Consider the following 25,729-nt stretch of genomic DNA (forward strand, 5'->3'; position numbering starts at 1 on the left):
GTCTTGAAACCCAAGACAAGACGTCGTATCTAATGCCTAACAAGAATCGACATGTTTATTGCTGTCTCACTGACTGAGGGAACTCATCGATGATGCGAATCCTGCTGTTTCTGGCGACCAACCTGGCCGTGGTGATCGTGGCCAGCATCACTCTGCGAATACTCGGGGTGGAGCCCTACCTCAACGCCAACGGGCTCAACATGAACAGCCTGTTGATCTTCTGTTTCGTGATCGGCATGGCCGGGTCGTTGGTATCGCTGTTCATCTCCAAGTGGATGGCGAAGAGGAGTACCCAGGCCAAGGTGATCGAGCAGCCCAGCAACGCGACCGAGCAATGGCTACTCGACACCGTCGGCGAGCTGGCCCGTGATGCGGGCATCAAGATGCCCGAGGTGGCGATCTTTCCCGCGCAGCAGTCCAACGCGTTCGCTACGGGCTGGAACCGGAACGATGCCTTGGTCGCGGTATCCGCCGGTCTGCTCGAGCGCATGCGCCCCGAGGAAACGCGCGCAGTGCTGGCGCACGAGATCGGCCATGTTGCCAATGGCGACATGGTGACGTTGACGCTCATCCAGGGCGTGCTCAACACCTTCGTGATGTTCTTCGCGCGCATCGTCGCGCAACTGGTGGATAGCTTCCTGCGCCGCGACGATGACGGCGGTGGCCTGGGCTTCTTCGGTTACATGGCGGTGGTCGTCGTCGCCGAGATCGTCTTCGGCCTGGTGGCCTCGGTCGTCGTCGCCTGGTTCTCGCGCTTCCGTGAATATCGCGCCGACGCCGCCGGTGCCAAGCTCGCCGGCAACGGTGCGATGATCAATGCCCTGGGGCGTCTCAAGGCCGAAACGCAGATGCAGGATCAGATGCCGGATACGCTGACGGCCTTCGCCATCACCTCCGGCCAGACACGCAAACTCATGGAACGCCTGTTTTCCAGCCACCCGCCGCTGGACGATCGCATCCGCGCCCTCAAGGAAAGCGCTTACCGCGAATGATCGCGGCACCCGACGGTGCAACGCAAAACACCCACCGGCTCTGGATCCATCAACAGGTCGGTGGGTGTTTTCGTCTCGGCACGGGCCAAAGCGCCAAGCTACTTTATTGGAAACCAAACTACTTGTTGGAAAGCTTGACCTTGAAACCGAAGCCTTCGAGCGCATCGCGCAAGCCGCCCTTGTTCTGTTTGAGCTCGACACGCAGGGTGGAGAACTCACGGCGCAACGGATATTCGGCGCGGAAGGCATCGAAGCCCGCCGCCATCCCCATGCGCCGACGGTAGCGATCGAACGCCAGCATGTCGCGGCGCACGTCGTAGCAGGCCCGCGTACATAGCGACAGCGCCTCCAGGGGCGGCGACCACGGCGTCAAGACGATCTTGCGTAGCCAGGGGTCCGGCTTTAGCTGACCGAGCTTCTTGCGCGCCGGCAAGCCAAAATGGCGCATCGCCGCCTGATAGACCAGCTCGGTACCGCGCATCTTTCCGTCGATGCTGTGCCCGGCGATATGTGGCGTGGCGATATCGACGAGATTGTAGAGGCCATGATCGATGCCCGGCTCGTTTTCCCACACGTCGAGCACCACGCGTAGGTCATTGACGCGTTCGAGGCGCTCGCGCAGGGCCTGATTGTCGAGACAGGCGCCACGTCCGGCGTTGATGAGCACGGTGCCCGGCGCCAGGGCCTCCATACGCGCGGCATCCAGCAGATGCCGGGTCGCGTGTTCCCCGTCCGACACCAGTGGCGTATGCAAGCAGACGATATCGGCACGCTCGAGCAGGCTATCCAGCGCCAGGAAATCTTCGCGGCCTTCCGCCTCGGCACGTGGCGGATCGCAGATCAGACACGTCACGTCGAGATCGTCCAGACGCTCCACCAGACGGCTACCCACGTTGCCGGCCCCGACGATGCCGATGGTCTTGCCGGCGAGATGAAAGCCATCCTCCTCGGCCAGCAATAGCAGGCTCGAGAGCACGTAGTCGACCACCGAATCAGCATTGCAGCCTGGGGCGTTGGCGAACCCGATGCCTGCTTCTCGCAGGTACTCGAGGTCGACATGGTCGGTACCAATGGTACAGGTGCCCACGAAGCGCACGCGGGAGCCATCGAGCAGCGCCGCGTTCACCGGCGTGATCGAACGCACGACCAGCAGATCCTGATCGCGGACCGCCGCCGCATCGATGTCGCGCCCGGGCAAGCGGGTGATATCGCCCAGCTCGCCGAAGAACTCGTCGGCCAGAGGAATGTTTTCATCGACCAGGATGCGCATGACCTTCTCTTTTCTCCCTTGTTCACGTCCGGCGGCCGGTTACAATACGCATGGGGCGCACTTGTCTATCCACGACCTCGCCGGAGACGGCGTTCGCCGGGATTCGATACCCGCCGGGAATGTCGATAGTAGGCCCGCGAAAGACACGTCACAAGCCCATTGCCAACCAAACGGCGCCACCAGGAGTTCTCGTGATCGTCCGCTGGGAAAGTGAACACGACTACGTTCTCGTGCATGTCCACCAAGATATGTTCGGTGACTGGATATTCAGCCGCGCCTGGGGCCAGATCGGCACCCAGTTCGGCGGCCTCAAGCATCAACTGGCCGACAGCTATGCGCAGGCCATGACATGGCTCGAGGATGTCGCGCATATCCAATCCTCGCGCGGCTTCGCCAAGGTCTTCGAGGCCAGCGATGACACCAGCCCCGAGGCTCAGAAGGCGATGCGCCAGCTATCGCTGCTCGATGGCGTCTAATCCCACCCGCGCCTGCCGACCTCAGCGATGACGGATCAGGAAGCAATGATGCAGATCCGGGCGCCGCGCGAAGTCCGGATCGAACGTCCGCGCCGAAATGTCTTCCACCGCGAAACGCTCGCCAATGGCGGCGTCGAGCGTGAAGCGCCGCTGATTGTTGGAGAACACCAAAGTACCGTCCGCTGAAAGGCGTGCCATCGCCAATTCGATGAGCCGCGCATGATCGCGCTGCACGTCGAGTACGTCATCCATCTTCTTGGAATTGGAGAACGTCGGCGGGTCCATGAAAATCAAGTCGAACTCGCTACCTGCGGTTTCCAGCCAACGCAGGCAGTCATCACGGATCACCCGATGCCGGCTGGGGTCGAGGCGGTTGAGCGCGAAGTTATCGCGTGCCCAGGTCAGGTAGGTATTGGAAAGATCGACGCTGACGCTGTCGCGCGCGCCCCCCAGTGCCGCCTGAACCGTCGCCGTTCCCGTATAGCAGAAAAGATTGAGAAAGCGCTTGCCGTCGGCCATGTCGCGCAACATTCGGCGTACGGGGCGATGATCCAGAAACAAGCCGGTATCCAGGTAGTCGCGCAGGTTGACCCACAACCGCGCCGGCCCTTCGCTGACCTCGAAACGTTCGCCGCTGGCCTCTTGCCTGGTGTATTGCGCCTTACCCGATTGTCGCGTGCGCTGCTTGTAGTGCACATCCTCTGGGCGTACGCCGAGCACCTGGGGGATGACCTCCAGAGCATCGAACAAACGCCGCTGCGCCTGACGCAGGTCTACCGAGCGCGGCGGCGCGTATTCCTGCACGTGTACATGGTCACCGTAGACATCCACCGCCAGGGCGTATTCCGGCATATCCGCATCGTAAAGCCGATAGCAACGCTCGCCGGTTTGCTTGAGCCACTTCTTCAGCCGCTTGCGGTTCTTCTGCAGCCGGTTGGCGAACATCTGCGCGCTCTCATTGCGAGGCGCACCCGGCGCCTCCTGAGCGCCCTGCCCGCCTGCTGAGTCGCTCTCGTCCGAGTCCTTGCCAGAAGCCCTGCGCGAGGTACTCTCTACCACGACCGGAATCAGCAGCAACTTGCAATCCAGCGGCCCATTCTTGAACGCATACTGCTTGGTGGCCCGCAGCCCGGTGCGGTGGCCCAAGTCGGGGTTGCCGGTGAACAGCGCCAGTTGCCAGCCCTCGAACTCGGCGCGTAGACGCTCACCGAGAGCGGTATAGATGGGCACCACCTCGGGCAATTCGCCCAGGCGTTCGCCATATGGCGGATTGGTGATGACCAGCCCCGGCCCGTCGATGCCTTCAGGGCGCGTCAGTTGTGCCACCTCGGCACCTTCCAGCTCGATCAAGGCGGGAATCCCCGCACGCATGGCGTTGGCCTTGGCGGCGGCGATGGCCGGCGGGCTCTGGTCGCGACCGAACAGCTTTGACTTCACACGGCGACGCCCCACGCTGGCACGAGCTTCCGCCTCACGCTTGAGCTCCTGCCATACGCCGGGGTCATGCTCCGCCCAGGCCTCGAAGGTGAAATAGTGCCGGGCCAACTGGGGGGCGATGTCCGCCGCCATCAAGGCCGCCTCGATGAGCAGCGTACCTGCCCCGCACATAGGGTCGAGCAAGGGTTCCCCACGCCGTGCCCGCGCCGGCCAATCGGCACGCATCAGCAAGGCGGCGGCGAGATTCTCCTTGAGCGGCGCGTGGCCGGCATCGCGGCGATAGCCACGCTGATGCAGGCTACCGCCGACCAGGTCGAGCCCTAACAGCAAGCGCCCGCGATGCAGGTGTGCATAAATGCGAGTATCGGGGCTTTTGAGCTCGATCACCGGACGTTCGTGGCCGGCCGCCCGCATCGAGTCGACGATGCCATCCTTGACGCTCTGGGCCCCGAAGCGCGTATGGCGAATATGCTCGGATTGGCCATGGAAATCCACGGCCAGACTGCTTCCGGTACGCAGATGTGCATGCCAGTCGACCCGGCGGGCGGCCTCGACCAGCGACTCGGGTCGTTCGATATCCTGCTCGCGCAGAAGGCAGAGCACCACGCGATTCGCCAGGCGCGACCACAGGCAGATGCGGTAGGCCATCGTGATATCGGCCTGAACGTGGACACCCGCCACGGTCGTCCCGGTCACCTCTGTGCCGAAGCCCGCGAGTTCGTCGGCCAGCAAGCCCTCGAGGCCCTTGGGGCAGGTGACGAAGAGCGTCAAAGATGAGGATTGCACATCGGTCATAAAGTCGTCATCCCGGCGCCACGCACCGGTCATATTCCTGTGGTTTACATGGAACGTTTGGCTTATGCCAAATCGCTGGTCGACAAATCCGCTTCAAAGCACTAAACATTAAAAGTAGTAGCTACTGAAAACGCATGCGTTTCGTGTCCGGACGTTCCGGTTCATGGCGACGGTGGTTGCCCCATTGTCGGCATGTACTGTCAGATCTCAACAATCGGTTCTTGATAAGAGGCCATCCGATGAAACGACAGAAACGTGATCGCTTTCAGCGTGCATATGTCCACGGATACAAAGCCGGCATGACGGGGCGCTCTCGCGATGATTGCCCCAGCCAGGACATCAACCTCCGTGAGTACTGGATGAGCGGTTGGCGTGAAGGTCGTGGGGACCAATGGGCCGGCATGACGGGGATTTCCGGCATCCATCGAAACCCCATGGTACTGTGATGATAGACCCCTTAATGGCACCTGGATCGACACCCCATTGACAGGTCCATGACAAGGCCCGCATCGCGGGCCTTTTTACGTCAAAGCAACCTACTTATGTCAAAGCACGCTGCTTATGTAAACGTACACTACGCCAGAGCCCCAGCGCATTCGCCGACCAGCGCCGGCCCCCGATAGATGAAGCCAGTATACAGCTGCACGAGGTCGGCCCCCGCATCGCCCTTGGCACGCGCCGCATGCCCGCTATCGATACCGCCAACGCCGACGATCGGCAGCGTCGGTAGATGGTGGCGCAACTCGTGAATCACTCGATTGGAAGACTCGAACACCGGGCGTCCGGAAAGCCCGCCCTGCTCCTCGGCATGCACGAGCCCCGCCACCGCCTCGCGTGACACCGTGGTATTGGTAGCAATCACCGCATCGATACCGTTGGTCGCCAACGCCTGTGCAACGAGCGCGACTTCGTCGTCACTCATGTCAGGGGCGATCTTTACCGCCAGAGGCACGTTCCGGCCACTGGCGTTGTCGAGGCGATGCTTTTCCTCGACTAGCGTGCCCAGTAACGCCTCCAGATGCTCGCCGAACTGTAAGTTGCGAAGTCCCGGTGTGTTTGGAGACGACAGATTCACCGTGACGTAATGCGCATGCGCATGCACCTTACGCAGACACGTCAGGTAATCATCCACCGCGTGCTCGACTGGCGTACTCAGATTCTTGCCGATGTTGATGCCAATCACGCCGTGGTAGCGACTCTTGCGTACATTGGCGACCAGCGCGTCGACACCGGCATTGTTGAACCCCATGCGATTGATGATCGCCCCTTTCGCCGGCAGCCTGAACAGCCGCGGCCTGGAGTTACCCGGCTGAGGCTTGGGCGTCACCGTTCCCACTTCGACGAAGCCGAAGCCAAGCGCCCCGAGTGCATCGAGGTGCTCGGCATTCTTGTCGAGCCCCGCCGCCAACCCCACGCGATTGGGGAACGTCAGTCCCATCAACGTGACGGGCGCCTCGACATGCGTGCCCATCCATCTGCCCAGCCCCAGGCGATGGCCGGCCTCGAGTGACGTCAATGCAACGCCGTGGGCGGTTTCAGGGTCGAGTCGAAAAAGCAGCGAACGGGCCAGGGCGTACATGGATCCTCGGACAATATAATGAGCGGCAAAACATGAAGTGGGCGCGCAGTATAGCGCAGCCACGCCCAAAAGCGCAGAGCCCCGCATTCGCGCATGGCGAAGCGGGGCTCGCATCAGGGCCGTCAGCCCCGACAATGCACCAGGCCTTACGGCTGGGTGTCGAGCTGCTGCACGCGTAGCGTGTAATTATTGACGCCGCTCATCGCACTGCCAAACTTCCGGCCCTTCACCCAGACGGTGTAACGCCCCGGTTGCAGCGTCGTTTCGATGTCGAAATCACTCTCGAAACCTTCACCTTTGTCACTGGCCACGACATCACCGCTCTCGTCGAGGATCCGCGCTTCGAGGCTATAGGTGCCCTCATTGCCGGGGAAGGTCGAGCTGGTCACCGACACGGTACCCGCTTCCACCACATCGAAACTCAATACCTTGCCCTGCTCGCGAATGGCCAGGTCGGTCACGATTTCGTCGAACGCATCCGGCAAGGCGTCTTCATCATCCTGCGTGGCTGAAGAAGCGCCGCTGCTTGACGTGGAGTCCGACGACGCATCGCTCGCTACCGACGACGTTGCGGCGGTACCCGAAGCCACTGCAGACGCCGACTCGGTGGCGTCGGGGCGCGGCGCAGCGATGGCCGCTACCGAATCGTCATCATCGACAAAAGCTGTGGTACGACCGTCTTTACCCGGCCCACCGAACATGATGCCCCCACCGGCGTCGACACCGCTCTCCTCACTCGAAAGGCGATTGCCCTGGGCATCCAACTCATTGACGGAGACAACGAAGCTATTGCCGCCCGTCTTGGTGGTACCGAACTTCTGACCGGAGACACGCAACACGTAATCGCCGGACTCCAGGCGCTGTTCCATGGTCAAGCCATCGTTCTGGCCCAACCCCGACGCCGAGGCGATTTTATTGCCTTGAGCGTCGAGCAAGGTCGCTTCGATTCGGTAATCGTCGGAATCGCCCGGCAAGGTCGAGCTCTGGAATTGATAGCGTCCTGCTTTTTCGACGGTAAAGGGATGCGTCTGCGTCCCGCCGAAGAAAAAACTCTGGCTACGTGCATCGGAGCTCGACTGCAAGAAATCGGTAAGATCGACTTTAGCCGCCGCTTCGTGCGCCTTCTGCTGTGCAGCACTCTGAGCCATGGCCAGCGATGACGAGCCGGCCAGTCCCAGGGCCACGAGCATTGTGGTAATCACGCGATGATTCATGGGGCTTCTCTACTTGGCTTCGAACCTGAGTCGGACACAGCATATCAGAGACATAAGCGCCAATGCTTCACCTGAAAGTTCGAAGAGGAAGGAAAATCGACAATGCCCCGAGCACGAGGCTCGGAGCATTACGTGCGAACTTATCCCTCGCCATTGCTCTCGGCGAGATCGACCAGTTCGCGAATGGCCACCGCGAATAGCGGGAAGCCGCCCTGAGTGCCCAAGCGCACTTCATTGAGCAGGCCACTCCAACGTTCGACCAAGCCAGCGTGGCGATCCAGCCACTGCTCGACACGAGGCTCCACGCCACGTGGCGCCCCCTCCATCTTGAGCACGCTGACGGTCAGTGCCAGTTGCTGGCGATCGAGGTCGTCGCGGAACGTCTCGCGCGCCTGCGCCTGCCAGCTATCGCGCACTTTCAGCGCGTTGATCTGGCTGTTCATCCACGGCAGCTCCAGACGATGGCCGATATCGTAGTAGACCTCGGCGACACGTTGGATCTTCTCGTCGGTGACACGCGCCGCCTCGATGATGCCGAGCCCCGCATACAGGCTATTGGCTGCCGCAACGATACTCGCCAGGGAGGTCGGCACGCCAGCCTTCTCCAACTCGTCACGACGCGCGTCCCACGTTTCGTGATCCTCTCCGCGCAGGCGCTTGCCGACACTCTCCTGCAATTGGGTGATACGCGGTGCGAAATACTCCACTGCTTCCTGAATGCTCTGATGGGTGCGATGACGCAGGAACCAGCGTGTGGCCCGGCGCAGCAACCGCATCAGGTCGAGCATCATGCTGTACTGCACGCGGCTGTCGACTTGATGATCGAGTGCCTCGATCTGTTCCCAGAGGCCTTCGAGGTTGAAGCAATCGCGCGCGATGAGGTAAGCGCGCGTCACTTCCGCTCGCGTGGCACCGGTGGAGTCACGCAGACGCCGCACGAAGGTGACCCCCATGTGATCGACCAAGTCGTTGGCGATCTGCGTCGCGGTAATCTCGCGCTTCAAGCGATGCTGATACATCTCGTCCGGGAAGCGCTCGACCAGCGTCTGCGGGAAGGCCCGCACCATGTGCCGCTGGACATGCGGATTGTCCGGCAAATCAGAAGCGATCATGTCGGTTTTCAGCGCACTCTTGGCGTACGAGATCAGCACCGACAACTCGGGCAGCGTCAGACCTTTTTCCATATTGGCGCGTTCGGCCAACGTTTCGTCGGAGGGCAGGAATTCCAGTTCGCGATCCAGTCCTCCAGCGGCTTCCAGTTCATTGACGAAGCGCCGATACGGCCCTATACCCTGCTGACTGAGAATCTCCGACAAGGAAAGTGCCTGAGTCTGACGATAGTTATCGCGCAGTACCAGTTCACCCACTTCCTCGGTCATGCTCGCCAGCAACTCATTGCGCTGCTTGTCGGTCATGTCGCCGGCTTTGACGATATCGTCGAGCAAGATCTTGATATTGACTTCATGGTCGGAGCAATTGACCCCACCGGCGTTGTCGATGAAGTCGGTATTGACCCGCACGCCTTGCTCTGCGGCTTCCATGCGACCCAGTTGTGTCAGGCCCAGGTTGCCACCCTCGCCGACCACGCGGCAGCGCAGCTCGCCACCATCGACACGCAAGGCATCGTTGGTCTTGTCGCCCACATCGGCATGGGTTTCATCGGCGGCCTTGACGTAGGTACCGATGCCACCGTTCCAGAGCAGGTCATAACGCGCCACGAGAATCGCGCGAATCAACTCGTTAGGCGACAATTTGCCCGCCTTGATGTCGAAGGCCTTTTTCATCTGCGGCGTGATGTTGATGGACTTGGCATCGCGCGAGAACACGCCCCCACCCTCGGAGATCAAGGCGGTGTCGTAATCCTCCCAGCTCGAGCGCACCAACTCGAACATGCGCTTGCGTTCCTTGAACGAAGCCGAAGTATCTGGGTCGGGATCGACGAAGATATACCGGTGGTTGAAGGCCGCGACGAGACGAATCTTGTCGGACAACAGCATGCCGTTGCCGAACACGTCGCCCGCCATGTCGCCGATCCCTACCACGCTGAACGGCGTCTCCTGGGTATTGAGACCCATTTCGCGGAAGTGACGCTTGACCGATTCCCAGGCACCCTTGGCGGTAATGCCCATCTTCTTGTGGTCATAGCCGTGCTCGCCACCGGAAGCGAAGGCATCGCCCAGCCAATGGCCGTATTCCAGCGAAATGGCGTTGGCGATGTCCGAGAAAGTCGCGGTGCCCTTGTCGGCGGCCACCACCAGGTAGGGGTCGGCCTCGTCGTGACGCACCACGCGCTCGGGCGGTACGGCCTCGCCACCTTCCAGGTTGTCCGTCACGTCGAGCAGTGCGCGGATGAATATCTGATAGCAGGCAATGCCTTCCTTCTGCACCGTGTCGCGGTCGGCACCGCCGGGCATGCGCTTGCAGATGAAGCCGCCCTTGGCGCCTACCGGAACGATGACGGCGTTCTTGACCTGCTGCGCCTTGGCCAGCCCCAGGATCTCGGTGCGGAAGTCCTCGTGACGATCGGACCAGCGCAGCCCGCCGCGCGCGACCTTGCCGCTGCGCAGATGAACACCCTCGACACGCGGCGAGTAGACGAATATCTCGAACATCGGCCGCGGCTTGGGCATGTCCGGCACTTGCGTCGGCTCGAGCTTGAGGGCGATATAATCCTTAGTCTCGCCATCTTCACGCCGTTGATAATAGTTGGTCCGCAATGTCGCCTGAATCAGCGCCATGTAGCGACGCAGCAATAGATCGTCATTGAGGCTGGCGACCTCATCGAGCAGACCTTCGATACGCGCCACGCATTCCTCGATCTCACTGTCGCCGGCGGTGTCATCGGGATCGAAGCGCAGTTCGAACAGCGTCACCAGCTCACGCGTGATCTCCGGATGGCTGGCAAGCGTATTGGCGATATAGTCCTGCGAGAGCCCGAAGCGCAACTGCTTGAGATAACGTGCATAGGCACGCAGAACCGCCACTTCGCGCCATGCCAGATTAGCGCCAATGACGAGTCGATTGAAGGCATCGCTTTCGGCATCGCCGGTCCAGATGCGCGTGAACGCCTCGATGAAGACATCGCGCATTTCCTGAAGATTGACGACCCCGTCGCCACGATGCTCGAGAGTAAAGTCATGAATCCAGTAGGTCTGATCAGGGCACTCAACTTCGTAGGGACGTTCGCTGATCACGCGGAGTCCCAGGTTCTCGAGCACCGGTAGCACATCGGAGAGCGGGATCGGTTGATCGGCATGGAAAAGCTTGAGGTTGACCCCGTCGATGTTTTCCTCGACCAACCGATAAAGACTCAAGCTGATCGGCGCATTCCCGCCCAACTCCCCGAGATGGTGAATATCGTAGACGGCAGTACGGGCCGAAAAGTCTTCGCGATAGCTGCTGGGAAACGCCTCGCGATAGTCTTGCATCAGGCGGTTGGCCTGTTCCTCACCGTAGCCCTCGACCATGGCTGCCTGCAGATCGTCCCGCCAGCTACGCGAGAGCGCCGTAATCTTCTTCTCCAGGCGTCGTATATCGTATTCGGCCGGGCGCTCGCCATTGAAACGCAAAATGAACTGGATCCGCGCCAGCACCGACTCGGACAGATAGGTATTGAAATCGCCGAAGGTAGCATCGAGCTCTTCGCAGAGCAGGTTCTGGATGCGCACGCGCAATTCGGTGGAGAACACATCGCGCGGCACGAACGCCAGGCACGAATAGAACTGGCCGAAACGGTCCTCGCGAATGAACAGCCGCACCTTGCGCCGTTCGCGAATATTGAGAATACCGAAGGCGGTTTGCGCCAACTCGTCGGTATCGATCTGGAACAGATCGTCACGCGGATAGACCTCGAGGATCTGTGTCAGCTGTTTGCCGTTATGCCCCTTGGGATTGACGCCCGCGGCCTTGATGACGGCTTCGATCTTCTTGCGCAGCACCGGCACATTGCGCGGCGATTCGTTGTAGACCGTCGAGGTATAGAGCCCCAGGAAGCGCCGCTCGCCGATGACGCGACCGTCTTCGTCATAACGATCGATGGAGATATAATCCGGGTAGGCGGGGCGATGCACGCGCGCGTGATAGGCGCTCTTGGCAAAGGACAGAAGTTCCGGCACCAGCACATACTGATCGTCTTCGACGCCCTCGTCGGTACTGATGCGCTCGCGGTAACGCGGCTCGTCGAGCTTGAAAACGCCCAACTCGCTCTTGGGTATCTGACGCAGGCGGTCCTGGTTGTCTTCCTGCAAGACCTCGTACTCGTCATAGCCCAGGAAAGTGAAATGATCGTCGAGCAGCCACTCGAGGAAGGAGATGGCTTCTTTATGATCGTCGGCCTTGATCTGCTTCGGGCGCTGCGCCTTGAGTTCCTTGATCGACTGGCGCACCTGCTCACGCATGGGGTCGAAATCTTCCACCGCCGCACGTACGTCGCGCAGTATTTCCTCGAGACTGTCGTGAAGGTCGTCCAGGGTCGCCGTGTCGGAATGGCGGTCGACCTCGACCAGAATGATCGACTCGCGCGATGTCGGCGCGTTCTTGGCCTCGGTCGAGGTCGCACGCTTGAGATGATGCTTGGCATCGCGCTCTACCGCCAGAACGGCGTTATGGATCGCATGCACGGTCAGCCCGCGGCGATTGAGCTCGATACGCACCGAGTCGACGAGAAACGGCATGTCTTCGTGCAGCACGGCCACGACGGTATGCGGCGACTGCCAGCCATGTTCCTCGAAGTCGGCGTTGAAGACACGCACCTTGGCCTCGCTGGGGTCATGCGTCTGCATGAAGTGCCACGCCGACAACGTGGCGCCGTAGATATCATCCAGGCCGCGCTCGGCGGCTTCTTCGAACGGTGCCGAGGCATACAAATCCTCGGCGAAGGCAGCGATCCGCTCCACTTTTTCCTGGGGAAGCCGCTTGGCCAGTTGTTCCTTGAGCTGGGCAAGAAAATCTTCCTTGCCCTCGATCGCGACGTGTTGCATCAAGCACCTCGGCTACGACCGGCCACCCTTCATGGCGACCGATGAATGATTCTTCGGCGGCACGCACGCGTGTCGCATGCACCACCATGATGGCACGAGCTTACGCCTATCGTGCGTCAAGCCCCACCAATGTGACGCACCCTCATGGCGTATGCCGGTTGTGCATGGGCCTTGTCATGCGCTCGCTGGCGCCTCCCGGCGTTCCAGCAGCACGCCACATTCGCAGTGGTCGGTATACGGAAACTGATCGAACAATGCGAAACGGGTTACGACATGGGTTTCGCTCAATGTCTCGAGATTCGCCTCGAGCGTGTCCGGGTTACAGGAAATATAGACAATTCGCGAATAGGCCTTGAGTTGCTCGCAGCTATGCGTATCGAGCCCAGCCCGCGGCGGATCGACCAGCGCCGTGGTAAAGGCATGCTCATCGAGCGCCAGCGCCGCCACGCGCCGCCCGCTTTTCTCGCCGGACAGGGCTTCGCTGAATTCCTCGGCGGACATCCGCGCCACCACGACGTTGGTCACGCCATTGGCCTCTAGATTGACGTTGGCCGAAGCTACCGAGGTCCGCGAGATCTCAGTGGCCACGACACGGCGAAAGTTCTCGGCCAGCGCAATCGTGAAGTTGCCATTGCCGCAATAGAACTCCACCAGGTCGCCGTCGCAGCTCTCGCGAGTTACGTCCCGCGCCCACCCCAGCATCGACTGACAAATCGCCGCATTGGGCTGGGTAAAGCTGTTCTCCACCTGCTGATAGACGAGTTCACGGCCTTCGACATTCAGTCGCTCCCAGACATGATCGCGCTCGAGGACGAGACGCTGCTTACGCGCCCGGCCGATGATCGATACGTTCAGGGCTTCCTGTAACGCCCGTGCTTCCTGCTCCCAAGCTTCGTCGAGTTGGCGATGATAGATCAAGGTCACTAACGCCTCGCCACTCAGCGTGGTCAAGAACTCGACCTGGAACAACTTGCGACGCAGGGTATCGCTTGCCAACAACGCGTCACGCAAGGCGGGCATTAGCGCGTTGATGCGCTCTCCTGCCACCGGGTATTCATCTAGACGCACGACCTCCTTACGTTTGGGGTCGGCAGGATCGACCTCGAACATGGCGTAGAACAGATCGTCACCGTCATGCCAGATACGAAACTCGCAGCGCTGCCGGTAATGGCTCGGCGGCGAGGGAAACACCTCCAGCGGCGGCGGAGAGAAGCGCGCGAATTGCGCGTTGATACGCTCGCGCTTGGCATCGAGCTGAGACTCGTAACGCTCGGGGTCGACGACGGGTACGGCCACGAAAACTCCTTTCAGCAAAAACTCACGATGCCGTCGTAACGACACCGTCTCATGGAAATCAGAAGGTTGAAACAGTGGCAGGCAATGCCAAAGAGTACGGTGCACTGAAGCCATAGCCTGCCAGAGTGCGTGCCAGGCCCGCTTGTTGCGCCGCGCTGGCCCAGCTCGCATCACTCTCCGACGTATCATGCCAGGCCGGGAAAACAACCTGCGCCACGCGCCGCGCAATGGCGTCACCGGAATCGACCCACACGATGTCGCGCGGTGCATGTCGCACGAGCGCCTCGCGCAGCAGCGGAAAGTGCGTGCATCCCAGCACCACGGTATCGAGACGCGACGCTTCCCATAACGGCGCCAGGCTCGCAGTGATGACCGCATCGTCCCAAGGCATCCCGGTCAGGACGCGTTCGGCCTGCGCGACCAAACGATCGGCGGCCAGTCTCACCACCGTGCAATCCGGCGCGAACTCAGCGATCAAACGCTGCGTATAAGGGCGCGACACCGTCGCCGAGGTCGCCAGCAGCCCGAACACGCCGCTGCGTGAGGCATGGGCCGCCGGCTTGATCGCCGGCACGGTACCGATCACCGGAATACTCAGGTTCTCGCGTAAGGCCTTTAGCGCCAACGTGCTGGCCGTATTGCAGGCCACCACCAAGGCCCGCGCGCCACTCGCCGCCACCGCCGCGCGACACACCGCGACGATTCGCGCGACCAGCCAGTCATCGGGCTTGGTGCCGTACGGCAACGCGGCGTTGTCACACACATACGCCAGCGGTGCGCCGGGCAGGCGCGTGCGCAAGGCGCCCACCACCGAGAGCCCGCCCACACCGGAATCGAAGATCAGAATCGGCGCCGTCATGCGCGGGTCTCCGCGAAGTGTGCCAGCAGCGTATCCACTAAGGCCCGCAGGCGCGCGGGAATGAATTCACGCTCGGCATACAACAGGTGAACACTGATCGGCGCCACGCTGAACTCGTCCAGCACGCGGACCAGCCGCCCGGCCTCGACTTCCGGTTCACCCAGGAACGCCGGCTTGTAGACCAGTCCCATGCCGCGTATCGCCGCCTCGGTTAGGGCGCGTCCATTGTTGCAGGCCATGACCGGACGGATGCGCACCCGGTGAGGCGCTCCATCGACCTGGAAGTGCCAATAGTGACCTTCGCGCGCCAGGCTATAGTGCAGACAACGATGCCTACGCAGCTCGGCGGGATGCGTGGGCGTTCCGTGTCGCGCCAGATACTCCGGCGCGGCATAAACGTGGCGCGGCATGTCCATCAACGGTCGCGCGATCAAACTGGAGTCTTCCAGCTCGCCGATACGCACCACTAGATCGAAGTCCTCAGCCACCAGGTCGACACGGCGATCCTCGAGCACGACATCGAGCATCACCGCCGGATGTCGCTGCTCAAACGCCTGCAAGGCGGGTATCAGTGCACGTACGCCGAAATCCAGCGGCGCGGAAAGCCGTAGACGACCGCGCACCTCGCCACGTTGTTCGCCGAGCCCGGTCTCCAGCTCCTGCAACTCATCGAGCAAGCGACTCGCCCCATTGAGATAGCGTTCGCCTTCGGCGGTCAGCTGCAAGCGCCGCGTGGTGCGCGTCAACAACCGTACCCCCAGACTGGTCTCCAGCTTGGCGATCTGCTTGCTGACCATGGCATTGGAGAGTTCCAGCTTGCGCGCACCGCCAGCGAAACTGCCGGCCTCGACCACGGCGCGAAAGATGTGCATCGCCTGCAGGCGGTCCATACGACTCCCTCGCAACGACTTCCTCGAAAACACGTGCGCTCATTCTACCTTACCCGCCCAAGGGATGAGATGGTTCGACTTGCCTCGAGGCAAAATACTGTTTATTTTTACAGTATTCGTCATTTCGTTTTCGAGGTTCCGCTATGTCCATGACGCCTATCGCTCTCGCCGCGTCGACCTCGGCGCCCGCATCGAGCGACACTCTGCCACGCGGCGCCAGCGGCTTCCCCTCCCCGGCCGACGATTACCGAGAAGCCCCGCTGGATCTACATCACCATCTGGTGCGTCGCCCGGCCTCGACGTTCTTCATGCGCCTGGAGGGCGATGACCACCACCACGCCGGCCTGTATCACGGCGACTTGCTGGTGATCGACCGCGCCATTTCACCGCGCCCCGGGCATTGGCTGGTCGCAGTCATCGACGGAGAGCTGAGCGTGTTGCGCCTCGAACGCCGCGGGCCACAGCTATACCTCGCGCCGTCACGCCCCGGCCTGGCGACGCTGCCCTTCGAGGACAACGATGACCGCCTGTGGGGCGTCATCTGCTACGCCATTCATGCCTTGCCCGCCACGGGCGAGGAACCGGCCATACCGTCATGTTCGCGCTGATCGACTGCAACAACTTCTATGCCGCCTGCGAGCGTCTTTTCGAACCGCGTCTGGAGGGCGTTCCGGTGGGCGTGCTGTCCAACAACGACGGCTGTGTCATCGCGCGTTCCGAGGAATTCAAGGCACTCGACATTCCCATGGGCATCCCCACCCACAAGATCGACCCGGCACTGCGGCGTCGTGTGGTGCTGAAGTCGTCCAATTACACGCTTTATGGAGACCTCTCGGCACGCGTGCAACAGGTTCTGGCGCGCCAAGTACCGACGCTGGAGCCCTATTCCATCGACGAGTGTTTCCTCGATCTACGCGGCTTGCAGGAAGACTGGCACGCCCTGGGCGCTCGCCTGGTGCATAGCGTGGTGCGAGAAGTAGGGTTGCCGGTATCCATCGGCATCGCCCCGACGCGCACCCTGGCCAAGCTCGCCAACCGCCAGGCCAAGGCGCAGTCGACGCGCCCTCAGGTGTGTGTCTGGGCGCATGCCGACGCGCCCGAATTGAGTACTCATCTGAATCGGCTATCGCCGCGCGATGTGTGGGGTGTGGGCGAACGACTCCACGCACGCCTGGCCGGCATGGGCGTGCTCACCGCCGCCGCACTGCGCGAGACACCCGACAGCGAGTTACGACGTCGTTTCAGCGTGGTACTGGCGCGCACCGCCAGCGAACTCAACGGCCATCCCTGCCTGTCGATGAACGACCTGGAAACCCCGCGCCGTAGCATTCTCTGTTCGCGCTCTTTCGGGCGTCCCCTACGCGACCATGCCGCCCTCGCCGGCGCTTTACGTCATCACTGCCAACGCGCCGGCGAAAAGCTGCGACGCGACGCCATGCAGGCCTCGGCGATCGGTGTATATCTGCGTACCAACCCGTACCACGCCGGCACGTTTCGCCATGCCTGCGAGTGGACCGCATTGCCATTTCCCAGTGCCGACACGCAGCAACTCACCCGCGCGGCACAGCGTCTGCTCGACCAGATCTGGCAACCTGCGGCTTATCAGAAGCTCGGGATAATGCTCGCCGAACTGACGCCCCGCCAGCAAAGCCAGACGACGCTCTTCGAGGGCGCCGAACCCGCCCGGCGAGAGGCATTGATGGAGGCCTGGGACGCGATCCGTGCCCGCTACGGGCGCCAGGCACTGACCCTGGGCCCGCAGCCCGCCGATGCGCCCTGGCAAATGAATAGCGCCTATCGCTCGGCGTGCTACACCACGCGCTGGGATGAACTGCCGCGCGCCCGCGCCCGGTAATCATTATGACGTGCACGTGCCGATATAACTCAACTCAACGGCGAAGGTGCCTCACGGAACTCGGCGTAAAGCACCGGGTAAGCTTCCTGCAGACGAGCCAGCTCAGCTTCCGCGCCTTCGGGCAGGGCCTTTGCCAGCTGATCCAGGTCGTCCTCGTCGAAATGTTCGCGAATCAGCGGAAACAACTCCTCGCGCTCGCCGCGCAGATAGGCACGATGCGACTCCAGATAGGCCTTGAGGTCCTCGCTGAACTGATCCATCGGCACCACCGCGTCCATCAGGATCATGTCGAGATTCTGGGAAAGCCGGGCCAGACGGGCATTGAGTGCCCGATAATCCTCAGACAAACGCTGGCACAGCGCGTTGGCCTCCGGCGCCCGTGTGTTCAACTGTTCGGTGCACATCCGTTCGAGCGGAGCGGTGAAGCCACTCATATAATCGAGAATGTAATCCACGACCTCGCGCATCAGCTGGAAGTCGGGGCGCTCGCCTTCCGCCAGAGTTTTCTGCTTGAGCTGCAGCACGTGCAGCAGACGCGCCATGTTGGCATGGTCTTGGCGCAATTGGGTCAGCATGGGCATGTAAAAGCCTCCTTTGCAGTCGGCGCGTGGCAGCGCGGGGTATCCGGCAGCCTTATTTTCCAGTTTAGGCGAGAGTCTTCATTGACTCCCACTCTCCCGAGGGAAACACCCTACCGGGACTCGAATGTTTTACCCTAGCGTGTATGACAGGATTACGCCTGTTGGCCGAAAGTCTAGAAACGGTTTTCGGCGACTCGACTCAGAGGGTCTTTACAAAACAGGCGAACGAAGGCAAGACAAGGCAAAATTGGCCGAAAACGCGGAGTTTACATGGGGTAAATGAGTAGTTTGAGGCCGATTTTAACGCTGGATTGTCGAGTGCAGCCCTTTTGTAAACACCCTCTCACCCACGGTGGCATACACATGGACCTGTTCGCTTCATCCCAATCCGATAACACACCGCTGGCCTATCGCATGCGGCCTCGCCGCCTGGACGACTACGTCGGCCAGGAGGCATTGGTCGGCCCCGGCAAACCACTGAGTCGCATGGCGGAAAGTGGCGCGATACGCTCGATGATCCTGTGGGGGCCACCGGGCGTGGGCAAGACCACCTTGGCCGATATTCTCGCCGATGCTTCAGGCGCCATGCTCGAACGCCTATCGGCGGTGATGGCCGGCGTCAAGGACATCCGTGCCGCCGTGGAACGCGCCCGCGAAGGGCAGGTGCGCGGACAGCCGACGCTCTTGTTCCTCGATGAGATTCATCGTCTCAACAAGAGCCAACAGGATGCCTTGCTGCCGCACGTCGAATCCGGACTGCTGACGCTGATCGGCGCCACCACCGAGAATCCGTCATTCGAGGTCAATTCGGCGCTGCTCTCGCGGGCGCGCGTCTATGTGCTGCGCAAGCTGGAGGTGGACGATCTGCTGCGTGTGCTGCATCAGGCCCTGACGGATACCCAGCGCGGCCTGGGAGAGCGCCATATCGAGGCCGACGAGGACGTGCTGGAAACGCTCGCACGCTCGGCCTCGGGTGATGCGCGACGCGCACTGGGCCTGCTGGAAACGGCCTGCGACTTCGCCGAGCCCACCGAGAACGGCGAGCGCCTGACCCTGCAGGCGCTGCATGAAGTCCTGGGGCACCAGGCCAGCGCCTTCGACAAGCAGGGCGATCATTATTACGACCTGCTCTCGGCGATCCATAAATCGATACGCTCGTCACGCAGCGATGCCGCGCTTTTGTACATCGCACAATTCGTACAAGGCGGCGGTGACCCGCTCGATGTAGTGCGCCGCCTCGCCGCCATCGCCTCGGAGGACGTCGGCAATGCCGAGCCCCGTGCCCTGCCACTGGTGATGGCCGCCTGGGACGCCTACCTGCGTCTGGGCGACTACGAAGGCCAACGCGCCATCGCTCATGCCGCGCTGCATCTCGCCATCGCCCCCAAAAGCAACGCCATCGATCAGGCCTGGAACGCCGCCAAGCAATTCGTCGCCGCGAATCCCGACTTCGAGGTGCCCACCTACTTGCGCAACGCCCCCACCAAGCTGATGGAATCCCTCGGGCATGGCGAAGGCTACCGATACGCGCACAACGAACCCAACGGTTACCCTGCCGGCCGCGCGCATGACTGCTGGCCCGCGGAGCTCCCCGCAACCGCCTTCTTCGCCCCCACCGAATACGGGCAGGAGAAACGCTTCAAGCAGATGCAGGCCTGGCGCGCCGAACTCGACGCCCAAGCCGATGGGACATCATGAAACGCACCGCCGCTCTCAGCGGCGGTGACAAAAAAACAATTGAGTGGACCCGTTCCTGTCGTTCATGCCAAATGCGCCAGTTGCAGGGTGACGTCGTGAATCAGGCGAAGGTCGTTGAAGTCGCTGGCACGGCTCTCCGCTTGGTGCAGGTGAAAAGCGCGCTGCTCACTACGCGGTAGGCCCTGGTATTCGGCGATCACCTGGAAGAGCCAGATCTCGTCGCCCCATTCCATGTCACTGTCCTGCAGGTAGGCCAGTGCACTGATGCCCATGGGATCGGGATGGTCGATCACCGTCAGGTAGAAATTTTCCACGTCCTGCTTGAGCGCCTGTTGGCTCGCCGCCACCAGGCTCTGCTCCTCGGCCTCGGCAGGCCGTGCGGCGGCAACGGCCTGCGGCTTGTGCACCGGCGTCGGTAGCTGGAACACGAGGTCGGTCAGCACGCGAATGTCCGGCTCATGATCCAGGGCCGGCGCGGCTGCGGCGATCAAAGGACTGGCTTGGTTGATCAGGTCAGGCACTTCGCTGCGCCGCGCATAGTTACCAGGAACGAAGTTGGGGTGCTCGCGTAGAAACGCCGCCATGCCGCTAATCAGCCGGCTACGCGATTGCTGCTGGCGAAACCGGGCCATCAGTTCGGTCAGACGGCTCTGAACTTCACGCAGGCTGGTGTAATGCTGACTGACCTGGCGCTGCAATTGACTGATCAGCAGCTTGCGCAGGGTGCCGTCGCTACCCACCAGTTCGATCAGCTCATCGAAGTCGATCAGTTGCAGGCCATCCAGCAGGCGCACGATCTGCTTCTGGGCACGATCGTTTTCGCGGATCTTGTCGTTCAGGCGGCTCACGAAACCGAAGTCGCTGTTGAGGCGCTGCCAGAGACTATCGATGGCGTCGGCAAAACGCCCATTGAGATCATCGACGGCCTGGCGCAGGCGCAGCAACTGCTGCTCCTGGTGCCAGTATTCACTCTGGTTCTGAGCCTCGCGGTAGCTCTGCACCAACGTGCGCACCAGTTCCAGGGTTTCGCCCACATCGGCATTGACCTGGCGGCGGGTTTCGTCGGCCAGCATCTCGGCGATCAACTCGCGCACCCGGGGCGCCAGCTTGACGCCCCCCTGATCGTCGGGCCGCCAGACGATACGCGCGGCCAACAGCCGCCGCAATGCGCTATCGCTCAAGGCCTCCAGCGGCACTTCATCGCGACTGTAGCCCTGCATCAGGGCGTCGGCGTGCTTGCCGAGCAGCGCCAGACGCTCCACGCCGGTGCCGATCAGGCGACTTTCCAGCTCATGTTCGTCGCTCACAGCAAGCTCCTTCATAACAAGCTTTCCTGCGCCTGCGGGCTCTCATCGTCGACGGGCAGGTTTTCTTCGTCACGGATGAGCCGTACCAGATCGACGAGGTAATCGATCTTGCCGGTCACCAGATAGACCTGGCGGTCGGCATGCGGCTGTAGCAGATAACCGTGCTCCTTGAGGCGCTTGAAGACCTGCTTCATCTGGGCGTCGAGCTGCTCGCTCTGGGAGCCGAAGAAGCTGTCACCGGCGAGGCGTTCGAGCTGCTCACGCAGGCTCTGATTGTCCTCGCAGCGGGCGCTGAGCTCGGCGGGCTTGAGCACATCGCCCGGTGCCACCAGGGCGTCATGGCCCATCGCTTCCTGCATCAGTTGCAGCCATTCGAGCATCGGCATCAGGCTATGCAGCACCTCGCCGAGCTGCCGCGATAACTGCTCCCGGGCCTCGTCGTTGAGCTGTCGCCAGGCCAGGAAATAGACACTGCCCTCGGCGTTGGTGGCCAGACGGCGATTGAGCGGTCGCAGGTAGGTGTCGATCTGCTCGCGCACCTCCTCATCCTCGAGGCGGCGGAAGGCCCTGTCATCGCTCACGGCGCAGACGAACTCGCCGGCCAGCAAACGCTCCAGCAACGGACCATGTTCGATCATGACGAGACCTCCTCGGTGGTGCGTTCCTGCAGGCGCTCGGCCAAGCGGCTCAGACGCGGTTCGATGCGCTTCAGGCGGCGGCGACTCGATTGTTCGGCATCACGGTCGATCAGATAGCGATTACGGAATAACAGCAAGACGTCGGACTCGGGATTGGGAAACGCCCCGACGATATGAATACGATTGCTATCGCAGGCATCGAACAACGTCTCGACGTTGTGATAGGCCAGCGTGCCGATCTCATCGATGGGCCAGTGAATGGCGATCTCCGAAGAGCCGCGCAACAGTCGCGTGAAGGCGAGCAGGAACTTGCACAGGATCAAGTAAGCCATGCCGTGGCTCGAGGACTCGAGCAACTGGCGATCGCTTTTGATCACCAGGTCGGTGCCGCCCTCGTTCAAGTGCAACTCGAGGCGCAGCAAGCTTTCGAAACTGTATTGCTGGTCGTGGCGCAGCAAGTCGACGACATCGGCCAGCGCATCCAGATAATCATCACTGGGGAGCGTCTGGCTGGAGCTCTCCCAGTCACGATAAAGCTGAGCGAAGCGCTTGAGTGGCTCCCAGAAGCCCAGCTCGTCGATGGTCGACTGAATGCGTACCTCCGCCTTGTTGATACCCTCGAGGCGCAGGTCATCGGCCACCTCTTCGGACAAGCGGCGGCTCTGGGCGCTGATGCGTCGATTGAGGTCACGGAAGACGGTGAAGAACTTGTCCAGATCGGCGCCCAGGTTGCGCCCCTGCTGGATCAATTGCTGCTGCTGATCTTCGAGCAATTGCAGCATGCCCCGCAGAAGCGGTAGCTGACGACGCGGATCGATACCCTGCTCGCCTGTCCCGCTGCCCGAGCCACTGAACAGCTTGGCGCGCTCGGCTTCCAAGGTCTCGACGAAGCCCTGACTGGCGCCCTTGATCAGCTCACTCTCGACCTGCTCGCAGCCCTTGCGCAGGGTTTCCACTTCCCTGCTCCGGTTACTCAGCGCCTGGCGCGTGCGCTCGATGCGCTCATGCACATCGCCTGGCGCTTCTCGAGGCGACTCGCCGGCGGCACTCGACGTTGACGCAAGCCCTAGTCCGTCGACCTGACCGAGCAATGGCTTGAGGGCGTCGATGACCTCGCGTTCGCCATTGCAGCTTGCCTTGAGCGTCTTGTCAGCTTGCTGGTGCGCAACCTTGGCGGCCTGAAAATCATTACGGCATTGATCGCGTTGGTGCTCGGCGGCCTGCTTGTCACGTGTCAGCGTCGCTTCGCGGTCAACCAGTTGCGGCTTGCGCTCGCCCCATTCAACACGCATGAAGCGCGTGTAAGCATCGAGTTCTTCGCGGCGACTTTCGGTGACGCGAATGCGCTCCTGCAGATCACTGATACGCTGGCGCGTCGAGCGCAGGGTTTCGGGATCACCGCCCTGGTCCTGAAGCTCCTGATCGAAAGCAGCTTCCAATTCCTGGCGTTGACGCTGGTGCTCGGTTTTGAGGTCTTCGAGTTGTTGCTTGTACTGATCGATACGCGTGTCGAAGCTGGCCAACTGGCTCTGGCCATCGGCCTTGAGTTCCAGGAGTTGCGCTTGATGGGTCTCATCGAGCGTGCTCAGAGCCTCGCGCTTTTCATCGCGTAGCGCCTTGTCGGCAGCCTGCTGGCTGGCCAGCGCTTCTTCGGCGGCCTGGCGGCGCTCTTTCTGCTGCCGAGCGTGGCGCTCCTGAAGTTGATGTCGAGCATCCAGGGCATATTCGACTTCGTCATCGGCATGCTTGAGGGCGAGCCGCGCCTGGCTGAGAGGTTCCTCGGCACCCTGCACTCTGTCATGGCAAGCTTTGAGTTGCTTCTCTGCGGCCTGAAGATCGGTGTCGGCGCGCGCTTGTTCGGCTTCGGCGGCGTCGATAGCGGCATTGAGACTCGCCTCGTCGCGGGCATGATCGGGCAGCTCGATGGCGGCAAGGTCGAGCGCCACGCCGAACAGGTCGTCGTGCTCGTTGTCACCAAGCTGTGGTGAAAGGTCGCGACGCTCGAGCAGTTCGGGCGCAATGACCTTGCCCAGGTGATGCTCCCAGCCAGGACGGTGATAACGCATGAAATAGCGCAGACTGCCCTCGGCGGGATCGCGCTGATGCTGGAGTTCCTGAGAGCGCTGGTTCGCCCGATTGAGTTGTTGCTTGGCACTTTCTCGCTGCTGCTCTGCCGTGTCGCGCTCACGGCGCAGGGTTTCGTGCTCACGGCGCAAACCTTCGAGACGACTGGCGGCAGCGTTGCGATCGCTCTGGGCCTGATCGACCCTGGACTGGGCGAGCTCCGCTTCCTGAACCTCTTCGGGCACCTGGCCGGTCGAGGCGAGTTGCGCCTTGAGATCGGCCAAGCGTTCGATGCCTTGCTCAAGCCGTGTCTGGTAGGCGCCATCCAGTTCGCTACGCTGCGTGTGGTACTGGGCTTCCAGTTCACGCTCGGAGGCCCACTGCTGCTCCTGGCGCGCCGACTTCTCGTCGCCCAGTTCATTGATGAGCGCCTGAATCTCATCGGTGCGCCGCGAGAGGTTATCGGCCAGCTCGCGCAGGCGCCCGTCAAGGCGTGAGCGGTTGGCCGCAGAGGCCTCCTGCATCACCGCCAGATGCTCCTGCAACTGCTGGGCCTGTTCACGCCATTGCGGCAGTTCGGCCAGATCCCGCTCCAGGGCGGGCATATCGGCCTCGGCATACTGCTCGTATTGCTGCTGCAGATCGTTCAGGCTGCGCTGGGTACGGTCCAGTTCACTGGCAAGCTCACTGATGCGGTCGTTGAACGTGTCGCGGGCCTGCTCGTATTCCTGCTCGCGCGCCTGAAAGGCTTCCTGCTGTGTGTTCAGCTCGGCCTCGGTATCGGCCAGCACACGCTCTGCCCGATGGCGGTCGGCATCCAACTGTGGCTTGAGCTGCCAGAGTGTCGATTCAAGATCGACGATATCGCGATCGACGTCGGCCAGTTCCGCCAGCGACTTTTGCAGCGGTTCCAGACGCATCGACTGGCGCATCTGCGCGATCCAGTCACGCGCTTTGGTGTTGCGGATACGGGTGACCGGCAGTTCGACGCCGTCTTCTTCGAAGATCGCCGCCAGCATGGTCTTGAGGGTATCCATCTTGCCCTCTTTGGCATGCACCGCCGAAATCAGTTTTTCCATGTGACGAATGCGTCGCTCGGGCTTGACCAGACTGAACTTCGCGGCGGTCTGGCGCAGCTTCAACGCTTCGCGCCGATTACCCTGCTGCTGGGTGAAATCATTCTGGATCACCGCGCGGTATTCGGAGGTCGCCCCATACTTGGCCGAGAAGTCGATGCCAGCACGGCGCAACCCAGCCAGCCAGTCGCCGTACTCCAGCGCCACGACACCTTCCTGGCTTTCCACCAGATAATCCTCGGGTTGGTACGGCGCAGCGACGAAACGATATTCCAGTCCGCCCTCTTTCTTGCGTGTCAGCACGGCCTGGCAGACATTACCGGCTTCACGACGGTATTCGTAGATCAGATAGCTGTTGCGATGCGGCAGGTAGAAAGCATCGAACTTCATCCGTGTCTTGGGGACGACCTTGTTGGGCAGTTCGCCATAGAAGACCGGCACCAGTCGCTGCAGCGTGGTCTTGCCCGAGGCGTTGGTGCCGCAAATATTGGTATGGCCATCGACATCCAGTTCGACGACGCCTTCCAGATGACCGTGAATCATCACGATACGTAACAAATGGGCCATGCCGCGTCCTTGGTAGTTTGCGCTTTTTTTCAAAAAACCATTCTACCCACCGCCGGCATGCACAACCAAGTTGGCACCTCATCCATGCCATCCATTGCAAAGAACACACCATGCAGTGAAGCTAATCCAGCACCTCGATGGCCACAGGGTGTAAGA

18 protein-coding genes are annotated in these 25,729 nt (G+C 61.6%); 6 read left to right on the top strand and 12 right to left on the bottom strand.

Going from position 1 to position 25,729, the window contains the following annotated elements; all coding sequences use genetic code 11:
* Positions 1-89: 89 nt before the first annotated feature.
* Positions 90-992, top strand: a complete 903-nt coding sequence (gene htpX / locus OP495_RS05340; protein ID WP_280561491.1) for a protease HtpX — start codon at positions 90-92, stop codon at positions 990-992.
* Positions 993-1,110: 118 nt separating this feature from the next.
* On the opposite strand, the gene pdxB is transcribed toward htpX, so the two are convergent.
* A complete protein-coding gene (gene pdxB, locus OP495_RS05345) occupies positions 1,111-2,262 on the bottom strand; it encodes a 4-phosphoerythronate dehydrogenase PdxB (RefSeq protein WP_280561492.1) in 1,152 nt (383 codons plus the stop codon).
* Positions 2,263-2,453: 191 nt separating this feature from the next.
* Between pdxB and OP495_RS05350 the strand changes: the two genes are divergently transcribed.
* Complete coding sequence (locus OP495_RS05350) at positions 2,454-2,738, top strand: hypothetical protein (protein ID WP_280561493.1); 285 nt, start codon at positions 2,454-2,456, stop codon at positions 2,736-2,738.
* A gap of 21 nt (positions 2,739-2,759) precedes the next feature.
* Here the strand turns inward: OP495_RS05350 and rlmKL are convergent, their stop codons facing one another.
* Positions 2,760-4,970 (bottom strand): bifunctional 23S rRNA (guanine(2069)-N(7))-methyltransferase RlmK/23S rRNA (guanine(2445)-N(2))-methyltransferase RlmL, encoded by a 2,211-nt coding sequence (rlmKL, locus tag OP495_RS05355; RefSeq protein WP_280567690.1) that lies wholly within the window; start codon positions 4,968-4,970, stop codon positions 2,760-2,762.
* Positions 4,971-5,209: 239 nt separating this feature from the next.
* Between rlmKL and rmf the strand changes: the two genes are divergently transcribed.
* Positions 5,210-5,416, top strand: a complete 207-nt coding sequence (gene rmf, locus OP495_RS05360; RefSeq protein WP_040243900.1) for a ribosome modulation factor — start codon at positions 5,210-5,212, stop codon at positions 5,414-5,416.
* Positions 5,417-5,544: 128 nt separating this feature from the next.
* On the opposite strand, the gene OP495_RS05365 is transcribed toward rmf, so the two are convergent.
* From OP495_RS05365 to OP495_RS05390, 6 genes are all read right to left on the bottom strand, one after another.
* Positions 5,545-6,549 (bottom strand): quinone-dependent dihydroorotate dehydrogenase, encoded by a 1,005-nt coding sequence (locus OP495_RS05365; protein WP_280567693.1) that lies wholly within the window; start codon positions 6,547-6,549, stop codon positions 5,545-5,547.
* Between the two features lie 146 nt (positions 6,550-6,695).
* Positions 6,696-7,763: a hypothetical protein gene (locus OP495_RS05370; RefSeq protein WP_280567695.1), complete on the bottom strand. Its 1,068-nt coding sequence runs from the start codon at positions 7,761-7,763 to the stop codon at positions 6,696-6,698.
* Positions 7,764-7,903: 140 nt separating this feature from the next.
* Complete coding sequence (locus tag OP495_RS05375; protein ID WP_280567697.1) at positions 7,904-12,742, bottom strand: NAD-glutamate dehydrogenase; 4,839 nt, start codon at positions 12,740-12,742, stop codon at positions 7,904-7,906.
* Between the two features lie 174 nt (positions 12,743-12,916).
* A complete protein-coding gene (gene trmA, locus OP495_RS05380; RefSeq protein ID WP_280561500.1) occupies positions 12,917-14,038 on the bottom strand; it encodes a tRNA (uridine(54)-C5)-methyltransferase TrmA in 1,122 nt (373 codons plus the stop codon).
* Between the two features lie 58 nt (positions 14,039-14,096).
* Entirely contained in the window at positions 14,097-14,897 is an 801-nt protein-coding gene (gene murI / locus OP495_RS05385) for a glutamate racemase (protein ID WP_280561501.1), read from the bottom strand.
* Positions 14,894-15,787 (bottom strand): LysR family transcriptional regulator, encoded by an 894-nt coding sequence (locus tag OP495_RS05390; RefSeq protein ID WP_280561502.1) that lies wholly within the window; start codon positions 15,785-15,787, stop codon positions 14,894-14,896. The genes murI and OP495_RS05390 overlap by 4 nt, the downstream gene beginning before the upstream one ends.
* A 143-nt stretch (positions 15,788-15,930) precedes the next feature.
* Between OP495_RS05390 and OP495_RS05395 the strand changes: the two genes are divergently transcribed.
* Both OP495_RS05395 and OP495_RS05400 read left to right on the top strand, forming a co-directional pair.
* On the top strand, positions 15,931-16,395 hold the full coding sequence (locus OP495_RS05395; RefSeq protein WP_280567699.1) for a S24 family peptidase: 465 nt from the start codon (positions 15,931-15,933) through the stop codon (positions 16,393-16,395).
* Positions 16,383-17,642 carry a Y-family DNA polymerase gene (locus OP495_RS05400; RefSeq protein ID WP_280567702.1) on the top strand — a complete coding sequence of 420 codons (1,260 nt, stop codon included), beginning with the start codon at positions 16,383-16,385 and terminating at the stop codon, positions 17,640-17,642. The genes OP495_RS05395 and OP495_RS05400 overlap by 13 nt, the downstream gene beginning before the upstream one ends.
* Before the next feature lie 29 nt (positions 17,643-17,671).
* On the opposite strand, the gene OP495_RS05405 is transcribed toward OP495_RS05400, so the two are convergent.
* Positions 17,672-18,217: a hemerythrin domain-containing protein gene (locus tag OP495_RS05405; protein ID WP_280561885.1), complete on the bottom strand. Its 546-nt coding sequence runs from the start codon at positions 18,215-18,217 to the stop codon at positions 17,672-17,674.
* A 369-nt stretch (positions 18,218-18,586) separates the two neighbouring features.
* Here OP495_RS05405 and OP495_RS05410 point away from each other — a divergent pair, with 369 nt between their 5' ends.
* Complete coding sequence (locus tag OP495_RS05410) at positions 18,587-19,921, top strand: replication-associated recombination protein A (protein WP_280567704.1); 1,335 nt, start codon at positions 18,587-18,589, stop codon at positions 19,919-19,921.
* Between the two features lie 62 nt (positions 19,922-19,983).
* Here OP495_RS05410 and OP495_RS05415 read toward each other — a convergent pair whose 3' ends face one another.
* Genes OP495_RS05415 through OP495_RS05425 form a run of 3 tightly spaced genes read right to left on the bottom strand, consistent with a single transcriptional unit; the run spans position 19,984 to position 25,573 of the window.
* Positions 19,984-21,243 carry a hypothetical protein gene (locus tag OP495_RS05415; protein ID WP_280567706.1) on the bottom strand — a complete coding sequence of 420 codons (1,260 nt, stop codon included), beginning with the start codon at positions 21,241-21,243 and terminating at the stop codon, positions 19,984-19,986.
* Positions 21,240-21,866 (bottom strand): hypothetical protein, encoded by a 627-nt coding sequence (locus OP495_RS05420; protein ID WP_280561508.1) that lies wholly within the window; start codon positions 21,864-21,866, stop codon positions 21,240-21,242. Before OP495_RS05420 ends, OP495_RS05415 begins: the two co-directional genes overlap by 4 nt.
* A complete protein-coding gene (locus OP495_RS05425) occupies positions 21,863-25,573 on the bottom strand; it encodes an ATP-binding protein (protein WP_280567708.1) in 3,711 nt (1,236 codons plus the stop codon). The genes OP495_RS05420 and OP495_RS05425 overlap by 4 nt, the downstream gene beginning before the upstream one ends.
* Positions 25,574-25,729: the final 156 nt, after the last annotated feature.

Origin of the sequence: Chromohalobacter sp. 296-RDG, assembly GCF_029889885.1 — a bacterium.
Classification (GTDB): Bacteria; Pseudomonadota; Gammaproteobacteria; order Pseudomonadales; family Halomonadaceae; genus Chromohalobacter.

What these genes read in the sequence shown, in the direction of transcription:
- htpX (WP_280561491.1), top strand. Translation starts at nt 90, where the DNA reads ATGATGCGAATCCTGCTGTTTCTGGCGACCAACCTGGCCGTGGTGATC.
- pdxB (WP_280561492.1), bottom strand. Translation starts at nt 2,262, where the DNA reads ATGCGCATCCTGGTCGATGAAAACATTCCTCTGGCCGACGAGTTCTTC.
- rlmKL (WP_280567690.1), bottom strand. Translation starts at nt 4,970, where the DNA reads ATGACCGATGTGCAATCCTCATCTTTGACGCTCTTCGTCACCTGCCCC.
- rmf (WP_040243900.1), top strand. Translation starts at nt 5,210, where the DNA reads ATGAAACGACAGAAACGTGATCGCTTTCAGCGTGCATATGTCCACGGA.
- OP495_RS05365 (WP_280567693.1), bottom strand. Translation starts at nt 6,549, where the DNA reads ATGTACGCCCTGGCCCGTTCGCTGCTTTTTCGACTCGACCCTGAAACC.
- OP495_RS05370 (WP_280567695.1), bottom strand. Translation starts at nt 7,763, where the DNA reads ATGAATCATCGCGTGATTACCACAATGCTCGTGGCCCTGGGACTGGCC.
- OP495_RS05375 (WP_280567697.1), bottom strand. Translation starts at nt 12,742, where the DNA reads ATGCAACACGTCGCGATCGAGGGCAAGGAAGATTTTCTTGCCCAGCTC.
- murI (WP_280561501.1), bottom strand. Translation starts at nt 14,897, where the DNA reads ATGACGGCGCCGATTCTGATCTTCGATTCCGGTGTGGGCGGGCTCTCG.
- OP495_RS05390 (WP_280561502.1), bottom strand. Translation starts at nt 15,787, where the DNA reads ATGGACCGCCTGCAGGCGATGCACATCTTTCGCGCCGTGGTCGAGGCC.
- OP495_RS05395 (WP_280567699.1), top strand. Translation starts at nt 15,931, where the DNA reads ATGTCCATGACGCCTATCGCTCTCGCCGCGTCGACCTCGGCGCCCGCA.
- OP495_RS05400 (WP_280567702.1), top strand. Translation starts at nt 16,383, where the DNA reads ATGTTCGCGCTGATCGACTGCAACAACTTCTATGCCGCCTGCGAGCGT.
- OP495_RS05405 (WP_280561885.1), bottom strand. Translation starts at nt 18,217, where the DNA reads ATGCTGACCCAATTGCGCCAAGACCATGCCAACATGGCGCGTCTGCTG.
- OP495_RS05410 (WP_280567704.1), top strand. Translation starts at nt 18,587, where the DNA reads ATGGACCTGTTCGCTTCATCCCAATCCGATAACACACCGCTGGCCTAT.
- OP495_RS05415 (WP_280567706.1), bottom strand. Translation starts at nt 21,243, where the DNA reads ATGAAGGAGCTTGCTGTGAGCGACGAACATGAGCTGGAAAGTCGCCTG.
- OP495_RS05420 (WP_280561508.1), bottom strand. Translation starts at nt 21,866, where the DNA reads ATGATCGAACATGGTCCGTTGCTGGAGCGTTTGCTGGCCGGCGAGTTC.
- OP495_RS05425 (WP_280567708.1), bottom strand. Translation starts at nt 25,573, where the DNA reads ATGGCCCATTTGTTACGTATCGTGATGATTCACGGTCATCTGGAAGGC.